This window comes from Undibacterium sp. GW821-FHT11H02 (assembly GCF_058808015.1).
In genome coordinates this window covers 11,966-31,279 of sequence record NZ_JBXARG010000023.1, presented here as the reverse complement: position 1 = coordinate 31,279, position 19,314 = coordinate 11,966, and the positions used below count along the sequence as shown (strand labels likewise).

Annotated in this window: 12 protein-coding genes; 3 read left to right on the top strand and 9 right to left on the bottom strand. The window is 47.7% G+C overall.

The features are described from left to right. Positions 1-3: 3 nt before the first annotated feature. From metW to AC1RR2_RS18625, 4 genes are all read right to left on the bottom strand, one after another. Positions 4-609 (bottom strand): methionine biosynthesis protein MetW, encoded by a 606-nt coding sequence (gene metW / locus AC1RR2_RS18640; RefSeq protein WP_493223778.1) that lies wholly within the window; start codon positions 607-609, stop codon positions 4-6. Beyond that, on the bottom strand, positions 606-1,733 hold the full coding sequence (metX, locus tag AC1RR2_RS18635) for a homoserine O-succinyltransferase MetX (protein ID WP_493223777.1): 1,128 nt from the start codon (positions 1,731-1,733) through the stop codon (positions 606-608). The genes metW and metX overlap by 4 nt, the downstream gene beginning before the upstream one ends. A 309-nt stretch (positions 1,734-2,042) precedes the next feature. Further along, positions 2,043-4,259: a carbohydrate binding family 9 domain-containing protein gene (locus AC1RR2_RS18630; RefSeq protein WP_493223776.1), complete on the bottom strand. Its 2,217-nt coding sequence runs from the start codon at positions 4,257-4,259 to the stop codon at positions 2,043-2,045. 245 nt (positions 4,260-4,504) lie between these two features. Continuing rightward, positions 4,505-5,572, bottom strand: a complete 1,068-nt coding sequence (locus tag AC1RR2_RS18625; RefSeq protein WP_493223775.1) for a porin — start codon at positions 5,570-5,572, stop codon at positions 4,505-4,507. 349 nt (positions 5,573-5,921) lie between these two features. Between AC1RR2_RS18625 and coq7 the strand changes: the two genes are divergently transcribed. After that, a complete protein-coding gene (gene coq7 / locus AC1RR2_RS18620) occupies positions 5,922-6,551 on the top strand; it encodes a 2-polyprenyl-3-methyl-6-methoxy-1,4-benzoquinone monooxygenase (protein WP_493223774.1) in 630 nt (209 codons plus the stop codon). A 4-nt stretch (positions 6,552-6,555) separates the two neighbouring features. Here the strand turns inward: coq7 and AC1RR2_RS18615 are convergent, their stop codons facing one another. The 5 genes from AC1RR2_RS18615 to AC1RR2_RS18595 all read right to left on the bottom strand — a co-directional run bounded on the left by AC1RR2_RS18615 (position 6,556) and on the right by AC1RR2_RS18595 (position 13,383). After that, entirely contained in the window at positions 6,556-8,838 is a 2,283-nt protein-coding gene (locus AC1RR2_RS18615) for a UvrD-helicase domain-containing protein (RefSeq protein ID WP_493223773.1), read from the bottom strand. A gap of 128 nt (positions 8,839-8,966) precedes the next feature. Next, positions 8,967-9,482, bottom strand: a complete 516-nt coding sequence (locus AC1RR2_RS18610; RefSeq protein WP_493223772.1) for a 3'-5' exonuclease family protein — start codon at positions 9,480-9,482, stop codon at positions 8,967-8,969. A gap of 371 nt (positions 9,483-9,853) precedes the next feature. Then, positions 9,854-10,312, bottom strand: coding sequence for a DUF2721 domain-containing protein (locus tag AC1RR2_RS18605; RefSeq protein ID WP_493223798.1), 459 nt, complete (start codon positions 10,310-10,312; stop codon positions 9,854-9,856). Positions 10,313-10,570: 258 nt separating this feature from the next. Next, positions 10,571-11,416 carry a hypothetical protein gene (locus tag AC1RR2_RS18600; RefSeq protein ID WP_493223771.1) on the bottom strand — a complete coding sequence of 282 codons (846 nt, stop codon included), beginning with the start codon at positions 11,414-11,416 and terminating at the stop codon, positions 10,571-10,573. Positions 11,417-11,850: 434 nt separating this feature from the next. After that, entirely contained in the window at positions 11,851-13,383 is a 1,533-nt protein-coding gene (locus AC1RR2_RS18595) for a response regulator (protein WP_493223770.1), read from the bottom strand. A 562-nt stretch (positions 13,384-13,945) separates the two neighbouring features. Here AC1RR2_RS18595 and AC1RR2_RS18590 point away from each other — a divergent pair. Together AC1RR2_RS18590 and hsdR are read left to right on the top strand one after the other, a co-directional pair. Then, on the top strand, positions 13,946-16,339 hold the full coding sequence (locus AC1RR2_RS18590; protein ID WP_493223769.1) for a DEAD/DEAH box helicase: 2,394 nt from the start codon (positions 13,946-13,948) through the stop codon (positions 16,337-16,339). 361 nt (positions 16,340-16,700) lie between these two features. Then, positions 16,701-19,091, top strand: coding sequence for an EcoAI/FtnUII family type I restriction enzme subunit R (gene hsdR, locus AC1RR2_RS18585; RefSeq protein WP_493223768.1), 2,391 nt, complete (start codon positions 16,701-16,703; stop codon positions 19,089-19,091). The last annotated feature ends 223 nt before the right edge of the window (positions 19,092-19,314 follow it).

Below are 19,314 nucleotides of genomic sequence, written 5' to 3'. Positions count from 1 at the left end.
CGTTTAAGCTCTCTTCTTGAGACGGAAAACCGCAAGACTACCACGCAAATTGGGCAACCAGTGTATCTGTTTTCCCTCGTGTAGCGCGACGCATTCCATCACTTGTAATCCGACGTCGTCGGCCAGATCGGCAAAGTCGTAGATCGTGGCGCAACGCACGTTGGGCGTGTCGTACCATTCAAACGGCAGCGATTTAGATACCGGCATTTTTCCTTGCAACAAAGCAGTGCGATGTGGCCAATAACCGAAGTTAGGAAAAGACACGATGGCTTCATTGCCGACGCGGGCGATGTCGCGCAATAAGGGTTCTACATGCTTCATCATTTGTAACGAAGACAAACATAACACCGTATCGAAAGCATGTTCGCCAAACATACTCAGACCATGTTCCATATCTTGCTGAATCACATTGATGCCGCGCTTGGCGCATTCCAAAACTTTGTCATCGGCGATCTCGATACCGTAGCCGCTGCATTGTTTATCGGTGCGCAGATAGTCGAGCATCACACCATCGCCACATCCGACGTCGAGTACATGCGAAGCAGGCTTGATCCAATCCGCGATGAAGGCGAGATCGGGGCGATGCAGTTTTAATTCTTGTACGTTCATGCGAACTCCTGCGCGATGCGATTGTAGTAAGCGGCCACAAAATTAAGGTAACGTGCGTCATCCAAGAGGAAGGCATCGTGTCCGTGCGGGGCATCGATTTCAGCGTAACTGACCGTGCGTTTATTATCGACCAAGGCTTTGACGATTTCACGGCTGCGCTCAGGTGAAAAGCGCCAATCGGTAGTGAACGACGCGAGTAAAAATTGCGCTTTGGTACCCGCTAGCGCCTTGCTTAAATCGCCGCCATGTTCACGCGCAGGGTCAAAATAATCGAGTGCTTTGGTAATCAGCAAATAGGTATTCGCGTCGAAGTAATCGGAGAATTTATCGCCTTGGTAGCGCAGATAAGATTCGATTTCAAATTCCACACCATAACCGAATTGGTAATCACCTGTTTTCAGTTCGCGTCCAAATTTTTCCGCCATATCATCGTTCGACAGATAAGTGATGTGACCTATCATACGTGCTACGCGCAGACCATTTCTGGGCACGACTTTGTGCGCATAGAAATCGCCGCCATGAAAATCCGGATCGGTCAAAATCGCCTGCCGTGCGACGTCGTTAAACGCGATGTTTTGAGTCGAGAGTTTAGGTGTGGAGGCAATCACCACACAATGACGCAGGCGCTCAGGAAACAAAATGCTCCACGCCAAAGCTTGCATGCCACCGAGCGAACCGCCCATCACAGCGGCAAATTGAGTGATGCCGATTTGATCGGCAACCCGCGCCTGAGCCCGTACCCAATCTTCCACCGTGACGACCGGAAAATCCGCGCCGTATTGCTTACCCGTTGCCGGATTGATATGCATAGGTCCAGTGGAACCAAAACAGGAGCCTAAATTATTGATACCAATGACGAAGAATTTATTCGTATCTAAAGGTTTTCCAGGCCCGACCATGTTATCCCACCAACCTATATTTTTTGGTTGGTCAGCATAATAACCGGCGACATGATGCGAGGCATTTAAGGCGTGACAAACCAGTACCGCATTTGACTTATCGGCGTTCAATGTGCCGTAAGTTTCGACCATTAAGGTGTAGTCGGCAATACTGGCACCGCTTTGCAAAAGCAAAGGATCACTGAAGCGATACGCTTGTGGCGTGACGATTCCAACGGATGACATAGATTTTTCCCTTGAGACTATGAAGGTCTCATTTTTAAAAAAACAAATTTAAAAAAGGGGCTAAAAGAGGGGCTGAATGAGGAGAGAGGTACTGCGGCATTCAAGCTCGCTTTAGCCGTATTTATTTGCTCAAATATCTTTTCAGATACTTAAACTGCGCCCGCAAGCTGATTTCAAATCGGCGCAATGTGCGAAGGATAACGAAGTCTGTGGCTGTCGTCAAATACGACTTATTAACTAAAAGACATGCAACAGCTTGATTACCCTATTATTTTGTATCTAGTAGATTTGAGCTACAGGGATTCAACGTTAAATTTGCCAAGATAATTTAGCAAACAATTCTGCTTGCTTACGCTTTGCAACAAAACCTGGTGTCTCGGATTTGGTCATAGTCCAGCCCAAATAGGTCGCAGTACCCAGACCAGCACGATGTGTATACACCAGAGAATTCACGCTGCGACTACTTTCGGGCGCTACCGTCATTGCATACATCTCAGGATTGCGCGTAGTGCGGGCATCTTGCACGATAATGCGCAGGGTATCTTTTGAACTCAAGTGCACAATGCTATTAATTTGCAATGCCGATTCCATATAGGCACGACCACCACTACGAGTATTTTCCTCATTTATCCAACTGGTGGCATAGCTAGGCTCAAATTCAAGGCGATCGACAGGACGCAATTTAGCGCCCATGGAATAGGAGCCACCGCGCCCTAAGCGATTTGCCAAGATATCAATCACATCACCAAAGGACATATCGACCGCGATTCTGGCGATTTCCTTACTTGGACTAGCGGCAAAGCCAGTGCCTACGCGTGCTAATGAAAACAAATCGCCGTTTTGATTCACTCGATTTTTTACGACAGGACTAAGGTTGACATAAGCGGAACTATCGAAAGGCCCAGATATCCGCACGCCCGGCGTCAGATTCCTCGACATCACATTACCATCGCTGTCCAATTTGTATTCGCCAGACACGTACACATTTAACTCATGTAATGCGCCTACGCGACCAAATTTCTTGGTGAGGTCAGAGTTAATGCTACGAAATCCTACCTGTGAAAAGAAACCGTTATCGGCACGAAAATCTTTGCTCAAGTCTCGAAAACTAGCTGACAAACCCCACTGGTCATTGCCACGCGACCAATCAAAATACGCAGCATGTCCGTGACTGGTGGTGCCGCGTATTACATTACCATTGTCATCGGTTTGTGCATTAGTCGAACTCATTAAGAGCTGTCCGCGCATCAATTGATTGCGGTCAATTTGCCAAACAAAATCCGGACCTGCAACCCGGTTATACCCTTTATCGTCAGCATAAGTTCTATCGGTCGCAATCGCACCGATAGAAAGTGAACCGATACGGAAGTTAGCACGTGCATCGGTCGCCACTGACGCCACCGAACTAGTCCCATAGGCGGTGTAGTAGGTATGGGGCACCAGCACCAAGCCACCGGCCGCATCGCGCGCAGTCACAACACTAAAGTCTTTGTCGGCATCTCTTTGGGTGTAACGCAGACCAGCATCAGGGTCGGCAATGCTACGGGTGCTAATCGCGGTAAAAGGGGTACGAAAAATATCGGCGCCTTCCAGAAAAAATGGTCGCTTTTCCTGTACAAAAATGCTGAAACGAGTATTGCCAGATAACTGGGGTGAATCTAATTCGATTTGTGAAAAATCGGGGTTAATTGTGGCATCTATCGTGGTCGATGAGTTCGGTCTGTACTTCATATCAAGGCTTACATCATTTGAACGTGCAGATTTCGTCGCTCTACCGGCTTGCTCGTCGGTCGAGCGACGCATCACCAACTGTGGCGTTGCACTCCAATTCACTCCTGATGGCAGCTCCTGCATCCCCGTAATCGCATCCGAAAAACATAAATTGCAACTGGTCGCACGAGTCACTTCACCGCTGTACATACGATAACGCTGATCGCGCGTCATATTTCGCATGACCAACAAGCTCCAAGGCGTCGTGGAATGCTTGTCATAAGCAATCGATGCGAAAGGAATCTTGTACTCAGCACTCCAGCCACCATCAAAACGGGCAGTAACCACTGAGAATTCGTAGTCGGGGGCAGTGTCATCGCCACTAGTGTCACTATAGACACCATCCATGACGGTGCCGCGTGCATTCACATAAAAAACTTGCGCCGCTTTGTGACCGCCGCTCGGATCAATGAACAAACCAAAGAAGTCCTGATCAATACTCACTTTATCTCTGCGCGAGAATGAATCTCGGATCTGACTCGGGTCCGAATCAAATCCTTTTACACCCACATACAAGAAGCGCTGATCGTACAACACGCGAACCTCGGTGCGTTCATGCGCTAAGGTTTTATCAAACGGCTGAGTCTGATAAAACCGATCGAACACCTCAGCATCTTGCCACTGCTTTTCATCTAATTTACCGTCAAGCTTGATGCTATGTGCTTCAGAATCCAGACGGAGTGCCTTAAATTGTGCTTGTGCCGGACAGGTCACCAACAAGAACAGGGCGCTCAAAGCAAATAGAGATTTCTTCATAATGTCAGGTAAAGAGATTTTGATCTTTAGTTGGTAGTTGAGTTGGTCGTTGTCCAAATTCTCAACATATGCAAAACGAAACCCTTTAGGCATCGTCTTTCGATGTTGGCATAACGATAGGGGGATAGTACAGCCAGAGAGTAGCAACAAAAACTTCAGATTTAGAGCAATATATTTAAAATATAGTTCAAAAAAAAACTGCCCGAAGGCAGTTTTTTTATTTTTACTTTGCTAAATCAAGCAAATTAGAATGCGTGATTGATACCGACTGCAACACGATTTGCAGAACGGTTGTTAGCACCGATGATCAAGCCGATATCGGTATCTTTAGCCAATGAAGAGCCTGCTTTTGCATAAGTATAAGAAGTGTAAGCAGTTGTACGTTTGCTGAAAGCGTATTTGCCCAAGACCACGAATGTATCTACTTTACCTTTTACATCGCCAGCGCGACGTGTGCCATAGTAACCAGCAGTCAAAGTAGTTGCAGGAGCAACAGCGAAATCAGCACCTACGCCGAAAACACTGATATCACGACCCGTTGTGTTAACTTCATTATCAGCGTAAGTAACTTTCAATGTTACATCGCTATTTACAACAAACTTAGCACCACCTGTGTAAGCACGCAAAGTGGAGTTATTCGCTGCATCACGCAATTGTGAGTAAGAGAATACTGCTGTCAAACCGCCTTCAGAGAAGCTTGCGGATGCGCCAGCGTAGCTGCTTGCAGTTGCATCGCCAGCTTTTTCGCCGAAACCATACATACCGCTAAACACGATGCCACCCAATACGCTTGGAGCTGCATATTTGATAGAGTTGTTTTGACGTGTAGCAGAGGAAATACCATTGCTAGTACCATGTGTGCCGTACAAACCAACATTGTTCAAGCCACCGAAAACGATGTTCGGGTTAGTACCAACGTGTGCCACACCGATAGGATCAACTTGAACCAATGTGTCATATGCCAAGTTAGTTTGACGACCTGCATTCAATGTACCAAATGTTGTGCTAGACACACCAACAGTTGCGATACGGTCAAACAAAGAACCTGCTGTACCTGCGTCAACACTTAAAGAACTTTCCAATTGGAAGTTTGCTTTCAAGCCATTACCCAAATCTTCGCTGCCTTTGAAACCCCAACGTCCAGAGCTCAAACCGCTTGGGTCCATAGACATCTTCTTGCCGCCTGTAGTAGTTTGGTTGGACAAGTAAGTCGTGTTGACGTCAACTACGCCGTACAAAACAACAGAAGACTGAGCGGAAGCAGCAGATGCGAATGCACCCAGAACTGCGAAAGCGATAAGTGATTTTTTCATTGAAAAACTCTCCAAAGGTTAATAAATTTCTTTAATAAACAGTATTATAAGTTAATTATCTGTCATAAATTTGTCTCTTGGTGCCGCCACGCAAATAAAGCGCGGATGCGTTTTGCCTCGTATACTAAGTGGCATTGGAACAAATATCACTCTTTTGGGCAAATTGAATCACGCTATTATAAGACATATTTAGAATTTATGTGGCATTGCAACAACAATGCCTGATTTAAACACAAAAAAATAGCTACTAAATCAATTTTTCTGTTAACGCTAAATTTGGACGCAATCACGGTTTTCAAGCGATGGGCGCTTACAATAGGCGTTTTTGACGGGCTTACACAAAAATATGATGAACAAAAAATTCGATCACTTTTTGATTAATTTTGACCGCGCCTTACGCGTAGTCTCTGGGCAAGCTAGGGCATCACGCAAAAACCCGGGAAATACCGAGACGGAACAGGCTTTATCTGAGGCGGAACAAAAACACAGCGCCGGATTAATGCGCGTCAATCACGTCGGCGAAGTGTGCGCGCAAGCCCTATATGATTCGCAGGCGGTGTTTTCAAAGTCAAACGAAGTCCGTCAGCAATTTGCTCGCTCCAGCATAGAGGAAGAAGATCATCTGGCCTGGACAGCGGAACGGCTGCAACAACTTAATTCACATACCAGTGTGCTCAATCCCCTATGGTATATGGGCGCCTATGCCTGCGGTCTTGTCGCCGGTCGCTGCGGTGATGCAATCAGTCTGGGATTTGTCGTGGAAACCGAAAAGCAAGTGGAAGCCCATCTCAACAGTCACTTGCAAGAATTGCCATTAACAGACCATAAATCGCGTGCAATCGTCGAACAAATGCGGGTCGATGAAATCGCACATGGTGCCGCAGCACAAAATTTAGGTGCGAGCGACTTACCCACGCCAGTCAAGGCTTTGATGCGCGGCATGGCCAAGGTGATGACCACAACCGCTTATCATATTTAAACCCTTAAATCCGGTCTAATTTGGCGATGCTCAGATCAAGCAACTTCATGCCAAATTTGCCAAAATTAATGTGCGCGCGTGCATTCGATCCCCCGCCTTCAATATTGACAATCACGCCTTCGCCAAACTTGGCGTGGGCAACGTTTTCACCTATGCGCCAAGCGTTTCCACTACTCGTTTGTTTTTTACTGAAACTCTGTGCAATGGCATTCGCGCCGGATTCAGGGGCATCGTCCCACGCCGATTTTGGACGCGCAAACCAACTCGCTTGAATTTTAGGTGAAAGCCATTTCAGCGAAGCTTCCGGCATTTCATCGAAGAAGCGCGAACGCATGTTGTAGCGAGTCTGTCCATGCAACATGCGAGTTTGCGAAAAAGTTATGTATAAGCGTTGCCGGGCACGAGTGATTGCCACGTACATCAGGCGACGCTCTTCTTCCACGCCAGATTCTTCCTGACTACTATTTTCATGCGGGAACAAACCTTCTTCCAAACCGCCGATGAACACCGCATCGAACTCTAAACCTTTTGCCGCATGCACCGTCATCAGTTGCAAAGCATCTTGACCCACTTGCGCTTGATTATCGCCCGCTTCCAAAGAGGCATGCGACAAGAATGCGGACAATGGCGACATCACCGTAGGCAAGGCCGCATCTGCATCAATAATCTCGATGCCATCGACGTTCGCAATCAAACTACTCGCTGGTCGTGATGCTGGCCCAGCCAGAGCAGGCGCATCATGGCCGAAGCCTTCTTCGGAGACAAACAAAGTTGCCGCATTCACCAACTGCTCTAAGTTTTCTATGCGATCTGCGCCTTCTTTTTCAGTTTGATAATGCGTCAGCAAAGTGCTCAGATCAAGCACCACTTGCACCATTTCTGGCAAAGGCAAATTCTGTGTTTCAAAGCGTGCGCCTTCGATTAACTTTACAAAACCTGCTAATGAAGAACCCGCTTTACCGGCCACATATGGCACTGCTGCATACAGAGAAATATTGTATTGCTTGGCGGCGTCTTGCAGCTGTTCTATAGAGCGCGCACCAATACCGCGGGTAGGAAAATTCACCACGCGCATGAAGGCTGAATCATTATGTGGATTATCCATCAGCTGCAGATACGCAATGGCATGTTTGACCTCAGCCCGGTCAAAATAGCGCTGGCCACCGTACACACGATAAGGCACATTCGCCGAAAACAAGGCATGCTCGATCACGCGTGATTGCGCATTGGAGCGATATAAAATCGCAATCTGACTGCGTTCGAAACCATCGCGGATCAGATTCTTCGCCTCTTCCGTGATCCATTGTGCTTCTTGAATGTCGCTACTGGCTTCAAAAATTCTGACCAGTTCGCCATGCCCAGCGTCGGTGCGTAAATTTTTTCCCAGGCGTTTGCTATTGTGTTCGATCAGTGCGTTCGCGGTATCCAGAATATGGCCGTGTGAACGATAGTTTTGCTCAAGTTTGATGAGATTTTCAACATGAAATTCTTTCTCAAACGCCGCCATATTGCCGACATTCGCGCCGCGAAACGCGTAAATACTTTGGTCATCATCGCCCACCGCAAATACCGCACCATGCGTGCCCGCCATCAATTTCAGCCATTTGTATTGCAAATCGTTAGTATCTTGAAACTCGTCGACCAAGATATGTTTAAAGCGCGCCTGATAATGTTCACGCAAAGGCTGATTACGACTCAATAATTCGTAAGTGCGCAATAAAAGTTCGGCAAAATCAACTACGCCTTCACGCTGACATTGCAGATCATAAAGGTCGTACAGCGCCACCATTTTGCGATTGAAATCGTCATAGGCGTCGACCTGCACCGCGCGCAAACCCTGGTCTTTGGCGCTATTGATAAAGTACATCAAAGTCTTAGGCGGATATTTTTCGTCATCAATATTGTTCGCTTTCAGTAAGCGTTTGATGAAAGAAAGTTGATCGCCTGAATCCAGAATCTGAAAAGTCTGCGGCAAACCCGCATCGCGATGATGCGCGCGCAACAAACGATTACATAAGCCGTGAAAAGTACCTATCCACATCCCACGCGTATTGATCGGTAACATCGCCGATAAGCGCGTCAGCATTTCTTTCGCTGACTTGTTGGTAAACGTCACCGCTAGGACGCCATTCGGCGAGATCTGTCCGGTTTGAATCAACCAGGCGATACGCGTCGTCAACACGCGGGTTTTACCTGAGCCTGCACCGGCCAGAATTAAGGCAGATTGGGCTGGTAAAGTGACGGCAGCGAGCTGCTCGGGATTGAGATTGTGTAGGAGATTTTGCATCCCGATATTATACGGGAGTGTATGAGGCTGTTTCCGTGGATCGACAAAAAAGACTGATTTTTTATACAGGGCATCTCAAATAATTCGAAATTTTCCCGCAACAACGGATGACCGCGAAGTTTGGATTATTAGATATGCCCTGCCGTCTGTTTCTTCGCATCGTCAAAGGTACGCAGCCAAGTCAATTGCAATACCCGTGCATCGCTGCTGGCACGATGTCTCGCCACGCATAGCTCTTTAGCAATTTGCTCTTTGGTGACATGCCAATTTGGCATTTGTTCTTCCTCGATAATCTCAAAAAGATCATTGAGTTTGAACTTAGGCGTGATCTGCGCCGCATCGAACAGGCGCGCCATCCAAACATAATCTTGTCCCCAACCATCGGTATAGACAGTGCGACCACCAAGGAAAAAGTTTAATTGTTCAGCAACAAAATGTGAGGTATTGCCACGCTCTACCAAAATCTCGCGCGGAATACCATGAATCTTGGCAGCCTCGTCATCCCAATGATGCCAATCCTGTTCGGGGCGAATCAAAGAGCACCAGCCTTCGCCATGACGACCAGAAAATCCGACTTCAATTGGATAGCTACCCTGTCCAAAACCAGATGCTTCGAAATCTATAATGATGGGCACAGTCATCATCGTCAACTCCTGTCGGGAAGTAGGTATTTCGTTGATCTAAGGCGCGCGCAGGAGCTGGGGCTAAAAACGCGGCATCCAATTCAATTTGAATTTATTTGATTACTCTGGGGTTCTAGCAAAAGCCCGCTTTTTTGCTGCAAAATTGTAGGGCGGATGCAAACCACGCCACCTATATATCAAGCACCTGCGCAATGCGGCTTGCCCCCGCCCCTACGAAATTGCTTAACTAAGAACACAGCATCAACAAGGCGATAGCTGATTCCATTGTGCCTCAAATGAAAGTCAACACAAGTCTTAGACGCTGGTTTCACGCACTTCTGCTAAGGAGCGTGGTTTTTCGTTCACGCTCGCAAGAAATTGATAGCGATTGATTAAGGCAAAAACTTAGCCCCATGTTCACGCTGGCGTCTTAAGGTCTTGGTCGCCACAAAAATTTCACGTAAAAAGAAGATAAAACTGCCGATCAATGCCAATACGGCAAGTACAAATAAAGCGGCAATCACTTTATCGAGATGAAGATCCAAGGCATCGCCAAGAAACAATGCCGCGATGACCAAACAGACTAATAAAGCACACGTTGAGCTCAAAGTGATTGCGCGATTAATTAAATGCGAACGTTGATATAGCTCGTCTAATTCTATCCGCATAATCGGCGTTAAGCCTTTCTCTCCCTGCAAAGTGACGATTTCTTCCAATACCCGGGAGCGATCAATAATGCGTGCCAGTCGATTGGTCAGGACAGTCAAATTGGTACCGACACCGGTCAGCAAAAAAACAGGCGCAATCGCCAGTTGAATAATTTGCCCGATGTTTCCCAGATGTAGGCTGATCACAATATGTCTCCCGCTTTTAAACGCATTTGAACGCTTTTGAAGAAATCAGCATTTTAACATTGCCATGCGGCATCGACCGTCATACCTGACCTCTGCGGTTCACGCAAACTCCGCCCCAACAAGCGACATTTGCACCTGGCATCGGCGCACAACTTGGCGTATTAAATTGTGCTTTTTTCTCAATGTGTTGGCGGATGTACGCGGGTGAGAATCTGAGCAATTCCGACAAAATTGCGCTGAACGAATTGATACCAATTAGCGCTTAGGTTTGGCGAATTCAGGAAACTCTTCCAGCATAAATGCTTCTAATTCTGCACTATCCTCCACCCGTGCCGATAAATTCACCACCCTTCCCAAACGGTTCGACTCCCAACGAAAATCGCCTTTGTAATGAGTGCGGATAATTTCTATCATCTTACGAACCATGGCCAAATCAATATTGCCGTTCAAACCAGCATCAACTTCGATAGTCTGCTTCCAGCCATTGCTATTCACCTTCCAGCCACGGAAAGAGAACGTGCCCATACGCACACTCTTACTAATAATCTGAAATACGCCACTGGTACCATCTTGCCCCGAGGCTCTTTGCATACTGCGTTTCACATTGGCTTCGGCAATTTCTTGTGGGCTTAGTCCGCGCTGGCCTTGTTGTGCAGCCTGATTTTCGGCCGCAGCTGCGGCCTCTGATTGCTGCCTGCGTTCACGTGCGGCATTAATCATGCTCGCCATATCGGGCAAAGGCTCTTCAACTTTGACAGGTTTTACCGGTTCTTGCGTAGGCTCTACGATAGCGTCGGGATTGACAGGGCGCGAAATAGCTTTATTAGTTGACTTTGGCGGCGCCTTCGCCAGTGATTTCTTAGGTGTGGGTTCGCCCTTCTTGAGTTGAGCGATTTTATCCATGATAAAGACCATAGGCCCACCGACTGGTTTGCCGTTTTGAATATCAGTACGAATTTTTAACAAGAAAAATAGCAACAAGCCGTGCAATAACAGCACCAGCACTATCGCGGCCAGACGCCTAGGTCGGATGCGAATATGGATCTGAATAGTTCCCTGCTCTTCTAGCTCGCGCTCTCGTGATTCTGTGTACAACTTCATGCGGTTCTAATTCAAATTGCTTTGCTTTTTCATGGAAGTTGGCAAGGATACCTCAATCTGAGCCAAAGCTTGTATCAAAGCGTTACAGACGCCTGACTTACTGGCATTTTTAACTAGGGTCTACCGCACAACTCACGCGTTTGAGCAAAAGTTGCATCAAAACTTGATGGCAAAACACAGTAATATCGGTAATACCGTGCAGTTAAGCGAACAAGATGGTTGATTATACTTAAAACCCCCTCAGCGTCTCGGCGTTGAGGGGGTTTCATATTTGTCCAAAGCCACAAAGTCCATTCGGATAGCGATCTCGTCTTTTCTCACTGAGATGTTCTCATATTCGTCTTAACTGAATACATCCACCTGGAATCTGGCGATTTTGATGTTAACAGACCTAAAGTAACAGACACTAAGTAACAGACACTAAGTAACAGACCCTAAGCTTGTAAGGGAAAACGCAGCGACACTGTGGTGCCGTCTTCGTCTGAGGTTCGCATACTTACCTTGCCGCCATGCGCCTCGGCAATCAATTTCGCAGAATAGGTTCCCAAGCCAGTGCCACCGACTTTACCGTGCGACACATATTTTTCAAAGAATCGCGACTCCACTGCCGCAGGAACCCGGCCTGAATTATGCACACGAATATCAACCACCTCATTATCAATAACAGAGAGCTCGCACAAGACGCAATCACCAGCCTGGCTGGCCTCGGCAGCGTTCTTGAGTATATTGTGCAACATGGAATACAGTAGTAATTGTTCCCCCTGTATCAGTTCGCCATGGGCCAATCCCCCGGTCGAGAATTTTGCCTCGATAACCACGCCTTTGCTCATGAATAGTTTTTGATTTTCTTCACACACTCTGTGTATCAGCGCATTCAAATCAACCCGCTTTGATTGCAGAAAATAGCGACCTTGCTCAATTTTCAGCAGGTCATTTGAGAGATCGATTAATTGCAAAATGTCATAAGTACTTTGCTCAATGATTTTGATTTTGCTGCGCTGTTCATCAGTCAAACCAGCATCTTCAGAAAACGTCGCGGTGTGTCCTAAAATGATTGCTAAAGGATTCTTAATATCGTGGTGGGCAATCCGCTCCACCTCTTCCCGCAGGCGCGAGTTTTCCATCAAGAGATCATATTTCTCACGCATATGTTCGTGATTAAGTGAAATACGTATCGCGGCAGCGACGCGCGCTTTGAGAATAACGGGTTCGATAGGCTTGGTGACATAATCCACCGCACCGAGCTCAAAGCCTTCGGCAATCTTGTCGGCATCACCAATTGCGGTGAGAAAAATAATGGGGACGTGGGCTGTTCGGGGATCGGACTTGAGACGACGGCAAACTTCAAAGCCATCGATCTCGGGCATCATCACATCGAGTAGCACTAAGTCAGGTGCGGAGGCTTGGCATATATTGATCGCTTTTATGCCATTTGCTGACACCTTGATTTGATACTGATCTTGCAGAAGACCCGCCACCATTCTCAGATTAAAAGGCGTATCGTCCACCACTAATACCGTGGGTCGTTTATTTTCGGGTTTGCTAGCAACTGCTTCGGCGTTACGGCCTTGATTGGCCGGTGTGCTATAAGAATTGGTAAGCGCATTACGTACTTTACGCGCTAACTCGTCGGGCTTAAATGGCTTAAACAAAAAATCGGATACCCCCGCTTGTATCGCCTGCATCACATAATCACGCTGCATTTCCGCCGAAACGATAATAACGGGTATGCTACTCAGACGCGGATCGCGGCGCACGGCAAGTAATAGCTCTAAGCCACCCATCACCGGCATCGACCAATCAGTAATAATCAACTTCGGCGATATCACTTTCAGTAAACGTAAAGCTTCTTCTCCATTCGTAGCAACCTGGATTTTAGAATACGCCAAGGCTTTGAGCTGTTGCACGATGATGTCGCGGATAGCAGAAATATCATCCACGACCAAAATTTCACAGAAGTCAGTCATAGTCACCCAGTCTTTAGATTAAGGACAACAGCAAATTCAATCCGATAGTGGTAAAGAAAATACCCGCATTCGACACTAGAAGCAAGATGAAAAAACTATCTTTATCATCAATGCCACATGGGACCGCCCAAGTCGCACTGCCTGTAATTTTAGACTGAAGGAAATTCAAAAACTTTCACAGCACATTAGCTGAGTAGCACAGAGCCAAGAAAAAATACGCCTTTGCTTTCCCTGCTTTCCCTGAGTGTCCTTGTGTCGGTGTTATGGACTATAATTTTTCAACGCAATAGATTGAGCTAAAACTATCCTAGGCCGAAATCGACAAAAGTCAGCGGCAAACCCGCACCGCAAGATGACAGACTTCACATTGTCAATTCAGCAGAAGATATTTTTTTGCCATTAAAAAGCCTGTTTTTAAAGCTAATTGCATGATTTTTAAGCGAAAAATAGCAAAGCCATTAGGCATAAACAGCATCTAAGAGTAAACTACGGCCTTATGCTTTTTCGCATCCTGTGAAAAACGCGCCTCTTGTACCCGATGTTCCTCTAGTGAGCCCGCCCCATGTCTGAAGCCCAATTATCCCCGACTATCACCTTTGCTGACTTGCAATTGAGTGAAGCCATCCAACGCGCCCTGAGCGACGTTGGCTACGAATCGCCATCGCCGATTCAAGCCGCAACCATCCCCACTTTGTTAGAAGGTCGTGACGTTTTAGGTCAGGCACAAACGGGAACCGGTAAAACCGCCGCGTTTGCCTTGCCGATTTTGTCGAACATCGACATCCGTCAAACCGCACCACAAGCGCTGGTCTTAGCACCAACGCGTGAATTGGCGATTCAGGTGGCAGAGGCATTTCAGACGTACGCGCGTTACATCCCGGGCTTTCATGTCTTGCCAATTTACGGTGGCCAAAGCTATGGCCCGCAATTATCCGCTTTGCGCCGTGGTGTGCATGTCGTAGTCGGTACGCCGGGTCGCGTGATTGATCATTTGGACAAAGGCTCACTCGATTTATCCCAACTCAAAACCTTGGTGTTGGACGAAGCCGATGAAATGCTGCGCATGGGCTTTATCGACGACGTAGAACGCATCTTGCAAGAGACACCAGAAGGTCATCAAACCGCGTTGTTCTCGGCAACCATGCCATCCGTGATCAAACGTATCGCGCAAACGTATTTGAACAAGCCCGCCGAAATCACGGTAGCTGCAAAAACCGGCACGGCCGACAATATTCGCCAGCGTTATTGGTTAGTCAGCGGCATGCACAAGCTCGATGCTTTGACACGTATTCTGGAAGCAGAAACTTTTGACGGCATGATTATTTTTGCGCGCACCAAACTCGGCACCGAGGAACTCGCTTCCAAATTAGCCGCACGTGGTTTCTCAGTCGCAGCGATTAATGGCGATATTCAACAGCAACAACGCGAACGCACAATTCAACAATTAAAAGACGGCAAGATCGATATTTTGGTCGCGACTGACGTTGCGGCGCGCGGTCTGGACGTAGAACGTATCAGCCACGTGGTTAACTACGACGTACCGCATGATCCAGAAAGCTACACCCACCGCATCGGCCGTACTGGCCGTGCAGGCCGTAGCGGCGAAGCGATTTTGTTCATCACACCACGTGAAAAAAATCTCCTAAAAGCCATCGAACGCGCGACACGTCAACCGGTATCCCCATTGGAATTGCCAACCATACAGGCGGTTAACAATGTGCGTATTTCACGCTTTAAAGATCAGATCACTGAGACTTTGGCACAAGGTGAACTCGAACAATTCTTGAACGTGATCGCCGAATACGAAAGCGAACACAATGTACCTGCATTTGAAATCGCAGCGGCATTAGCCAAGATGGCACGTGGCGATGAGCCACTGCTACTCGACAAAAATAAGCGTGAAGTCAAAACCGATGACAGCTGGCGCGATGAAGCACCTGCGCGTAGCAGCCGCACTGAACGCGGTGATCGTCCAGCACGTGGTGATCGCGGCGACAGCAATGAGCGTGGCAGCCGATTTGGTGACCGCAGTGATCGCGAAAGCCGCGGCCCACGTCGTGAACACAGCCCACGCACAGCCGAACCAGGCATGCGCACTTTCCGTATCGCAGTTGGCCATGAACATGGCGTCAAGCCAGGCAATATCGTCGGCGCAATTGCGAATGAAGCGAACATCGATTCCAAACATATCGGCCGCATCGACATCTATGACGATTACACCGTCTTGGATCTGCCAGAAGATTTGCCAAAAGATATGTTGTCGCACTTGAAGAGCGTGCGCGTTGCTGGTCAGGCACTCAACATCCGTGCCGATGGCGAAGCCGCTAGCAGCAATGATGAAGCGCCACGCAAATTTAGCGAACGCACAGAGCGCGCACCACGTGCTGAGCATAGTGAGCGCACTCAACGCACCGACAGTTTCGAGAAAAAATCAGACCGTAGCAAACTCGATAAAGTCGTTGAACGCGCAGCCACATTCCCAGCCGATGAAGCCCCAGCCAAAGCCGACAAAAAACGCGCCGACAGCAAAGGCAAAGTCGCCATCCCTATGCAAACTTTCCGTATCGAAGTCGGCAAGCAACACGCGGTCACACCGGGCAATATCGTCGGTGCAATTGCGAATGAAGCTGGATTGGATGCAAAATTAATCGGCCACATTGGCCTATTCGATGACTACTCCACCGTCGATCTACCAGTCGGCATGCCAAAAGACATACTCACGCATTTAAAAGGCGTGTGGGTCGCAGGTAAAAAACTCGACATCAAAGAAATCGGCAGCAGCACCATGTTAGTCAACGCAAGACCAGTACCGTTGAAAGAACGCGTCACCGGCGGCAATCGCCGCGTTGCTGAAAAAGACGCAGCCCCACGCGTCAAAAAACCAGCAACAGCACGCGGTGGTAGCAGCAATCGTTTTGAAACGGTTAAAGGCGTTAGTAAGGCTAAGAAATATTGATTTGGTGAAGTAGTAACTGTTTAGTTTCGATAGACAAAAAACCGCCTGATTGGCGGTTTTTTGTTGTCTGACTGAAGGATTAGTATTGACTATTGCGCCACAAAAAAAGATTGTAAACCCGTCGAATTCGATGGGTTTACAGGCACTGTTTTTCGACATGGTTCAATACATCTTTGTTGCAAAATCATATCGACACCTCAAGAAAATTCATTCAAGAACTTTTACATGTAAATTTACACGCCCATGTACCGACTAAAAAACACCACAAACCATCCCAATAAATCCCAAGAAAATCACCTTTCCCCTATAGAGACTGCAGTACAATCACTGCTCCTCATTTTGGTGGACAGTGGATTAGTCGATGGATAAAAAGAGCCTTTCTGAACGCGATATCTGCAGCAAATACATTACCCCAGCCATCCTCGATGCAGGCTGGGATTTGCACACACAAATTCGAGAAGAAGTCAGCTTTACCAAAGGCCGCATTATCGTGCGCGGTAAGTTGCATACGCGTGGTGAACAAAAGCGCGCCGACTACATCCTGTATTACAAGAAAAATATTCCTATCGCCGTCATCGAAGCAAAAGACAACAAACACAGTGTTGGCGACGGCATGCAACAAGCCTTGAACTACGCAGAGACCTTAGGTGTACCATTTGTCTTCAGCTCAAACGGCGATGCATTTCAGTTCCACGACCGTACAGGCAATGCTGCAAAAATTGAGATCGAGATTGGCCTCGCGCAATTTCCGTCACCATCCGAACTCTGGCAACGCTACTGCGTCTGGAAAGGCATCGCCACACCGGAAGCAATCCAAACCGTAGAAATGCCCTACTACGATGATGGCACTGGCCGCGCACCGCGCTACTATCAGGCCAATGCGATTAACAATACCGTTGAAGCGATCGCCCGAGGACAGCAACGCGTGCTGCTAGTCATGGCAACAGGCACGGGCAAGACCTACACCGCATTTCAAATCATTTGGCGCTTGTGGAAGTCGGGCACCAAGAAGCGCATCTTGTTTCTGGCTGACCGCAACATCTTGGTCGATCAAACCAAAAACAAAGACTTCAAGCCCTTTGGCAAGGCCATGACCAAGATAACCAATCGCCAGGTTGATAAGAGCTACGAAATTTACCTCTGCCTGTATCAAGCGGTGACCGGCACAGAAGAAGAACAAAACATCTACAAACAATTTACTCCAGACTTCTTTGATCTGATCGTGATTGACGAATGTCATCGTGGCAGCGCGGCCGAGGATTCTGCTTGGCGCTCAATTTTGACTTACTTCAGCAACGCTACGCACGTAGGCTTAACCGCCACGCCAAAAGAAACCAAAGAAGTTTCCAGCATCAATTATTTTGGTGATCCGGTCTATAGCTACACCCTCAAGCAAGGTATTGAAGATGGTTTCCTCGCGCCGTATAAAGTGGTACGTATCGATATCGACATAGACCTGCAAGGCTGGCGACCAAGCAAAGGCCAGCTCGACAAGCATGGTCAAGAGATCGAAGACCGTATCTACAATCAAGTTGATATGGACAGAACGCTAGTGCTAGAGAAACGCACAGAGTTGGTCGCGAAGAAGATCACCGAATTTCTAACAGCGACAGATCCTTACGCCAAAACCATCGTCTTTTGCGATGACATCGATCACGCCGAGCGCATGCGTCAAGCGCTGGTCAATCTCAATCCAGAGCGGGTAAAAGAAAGCCGCAAGTACATCATGCGCATTACCGGCGATGAAAAAGAAGGCAAAGCCGAGCTGGATAACTTCATCAATCCGGAAGAACGCTACCCCGTCATCGCCACCACGTCTAAGCTCATGACGACAGGTGTCGATGCGCAAACTTGTAAATTAGTGGTATTGGATCAGCACATCAAATCCATGACCGAATTCAAACAGATGATAGGCCGTGGCACGCGCATCAACGAGGACTACGATAAATACTGGTTCACCATCATGGATTTTAAAAAGGCGACCGAGCTGTTTGCCGATAAAGATTTTGATGGCGAGCCCGTGATTATCTACGAACCAAAGGGCGAAGACTCTCCAGTACCACCGGATGAAGTCGTCGAAGTCGCCTTAGATGAACATGGCAATCCTATCGCCCCTGACTATCCTGACGATCAAGATCCATTCACCTACGATCAAAGCCAAATCCATTTAGGCGACGATGAAATACGCCAAGGCCGCATCAAGTACATCGTCGGCGATGTCGATGTCTATGTCACCTCAGAACGCGTGCAATACATGGGGCCAGATGGCAAGCTCATCACCGAGTCACTCAAAGATTACACACGTCAAACCATACGTAAAGATTACTCTTCACTCGATCAATTCCTACTTCGCTGGAGCAAAGCGGAGCGCAAGAGCGCCATCTTGCAAGAGCTAGAACAACACGGCGTATTGTTAGAAGCACTGGCACAAGATGTCGGCAAAGACTTTGACGCCTTCGATTTAATCTGCCATGTCGCCTTCGATCAACCACCACTCACCCGCCGTGAACGCGCCGATCAAGTGAAGAAGCGCAACTACTTCACCAAGTATGGCGAACAAGCCAGACAGGTATTAGAAATTCTCTTAGAAAAATACGCAGACACAGGCATAGAGAATATCGAAGACATCAAAATCCTCACGCTAGATCCGTTTAAAAACATGGGCACCGCCAGCGAATTGGTCTCCGCCTTTGGTGGCAAACCCGCTTACATGGCGGCACTTGCAGAATTGGAGCAAAATTTATACGCCTAAGCTGTCGGCAAAAAAACATAGATGCAGCAAATGCTAGTTAACTCCCTCTCCCGCAAGCGGGAGAGGGTCGGGGTGAGGGTGCTTGAGCAGCGCACGACGCATGAAGATTGACGATATAAGCGAACAAATAAAGATCGAAATTCGTTGTTCTACCGCCCTCACCCCCAACCCCTCTCCCGCTTGCGCGGTAGAGGGGAGTTTAAAAAAGTACACAAGAAAACGA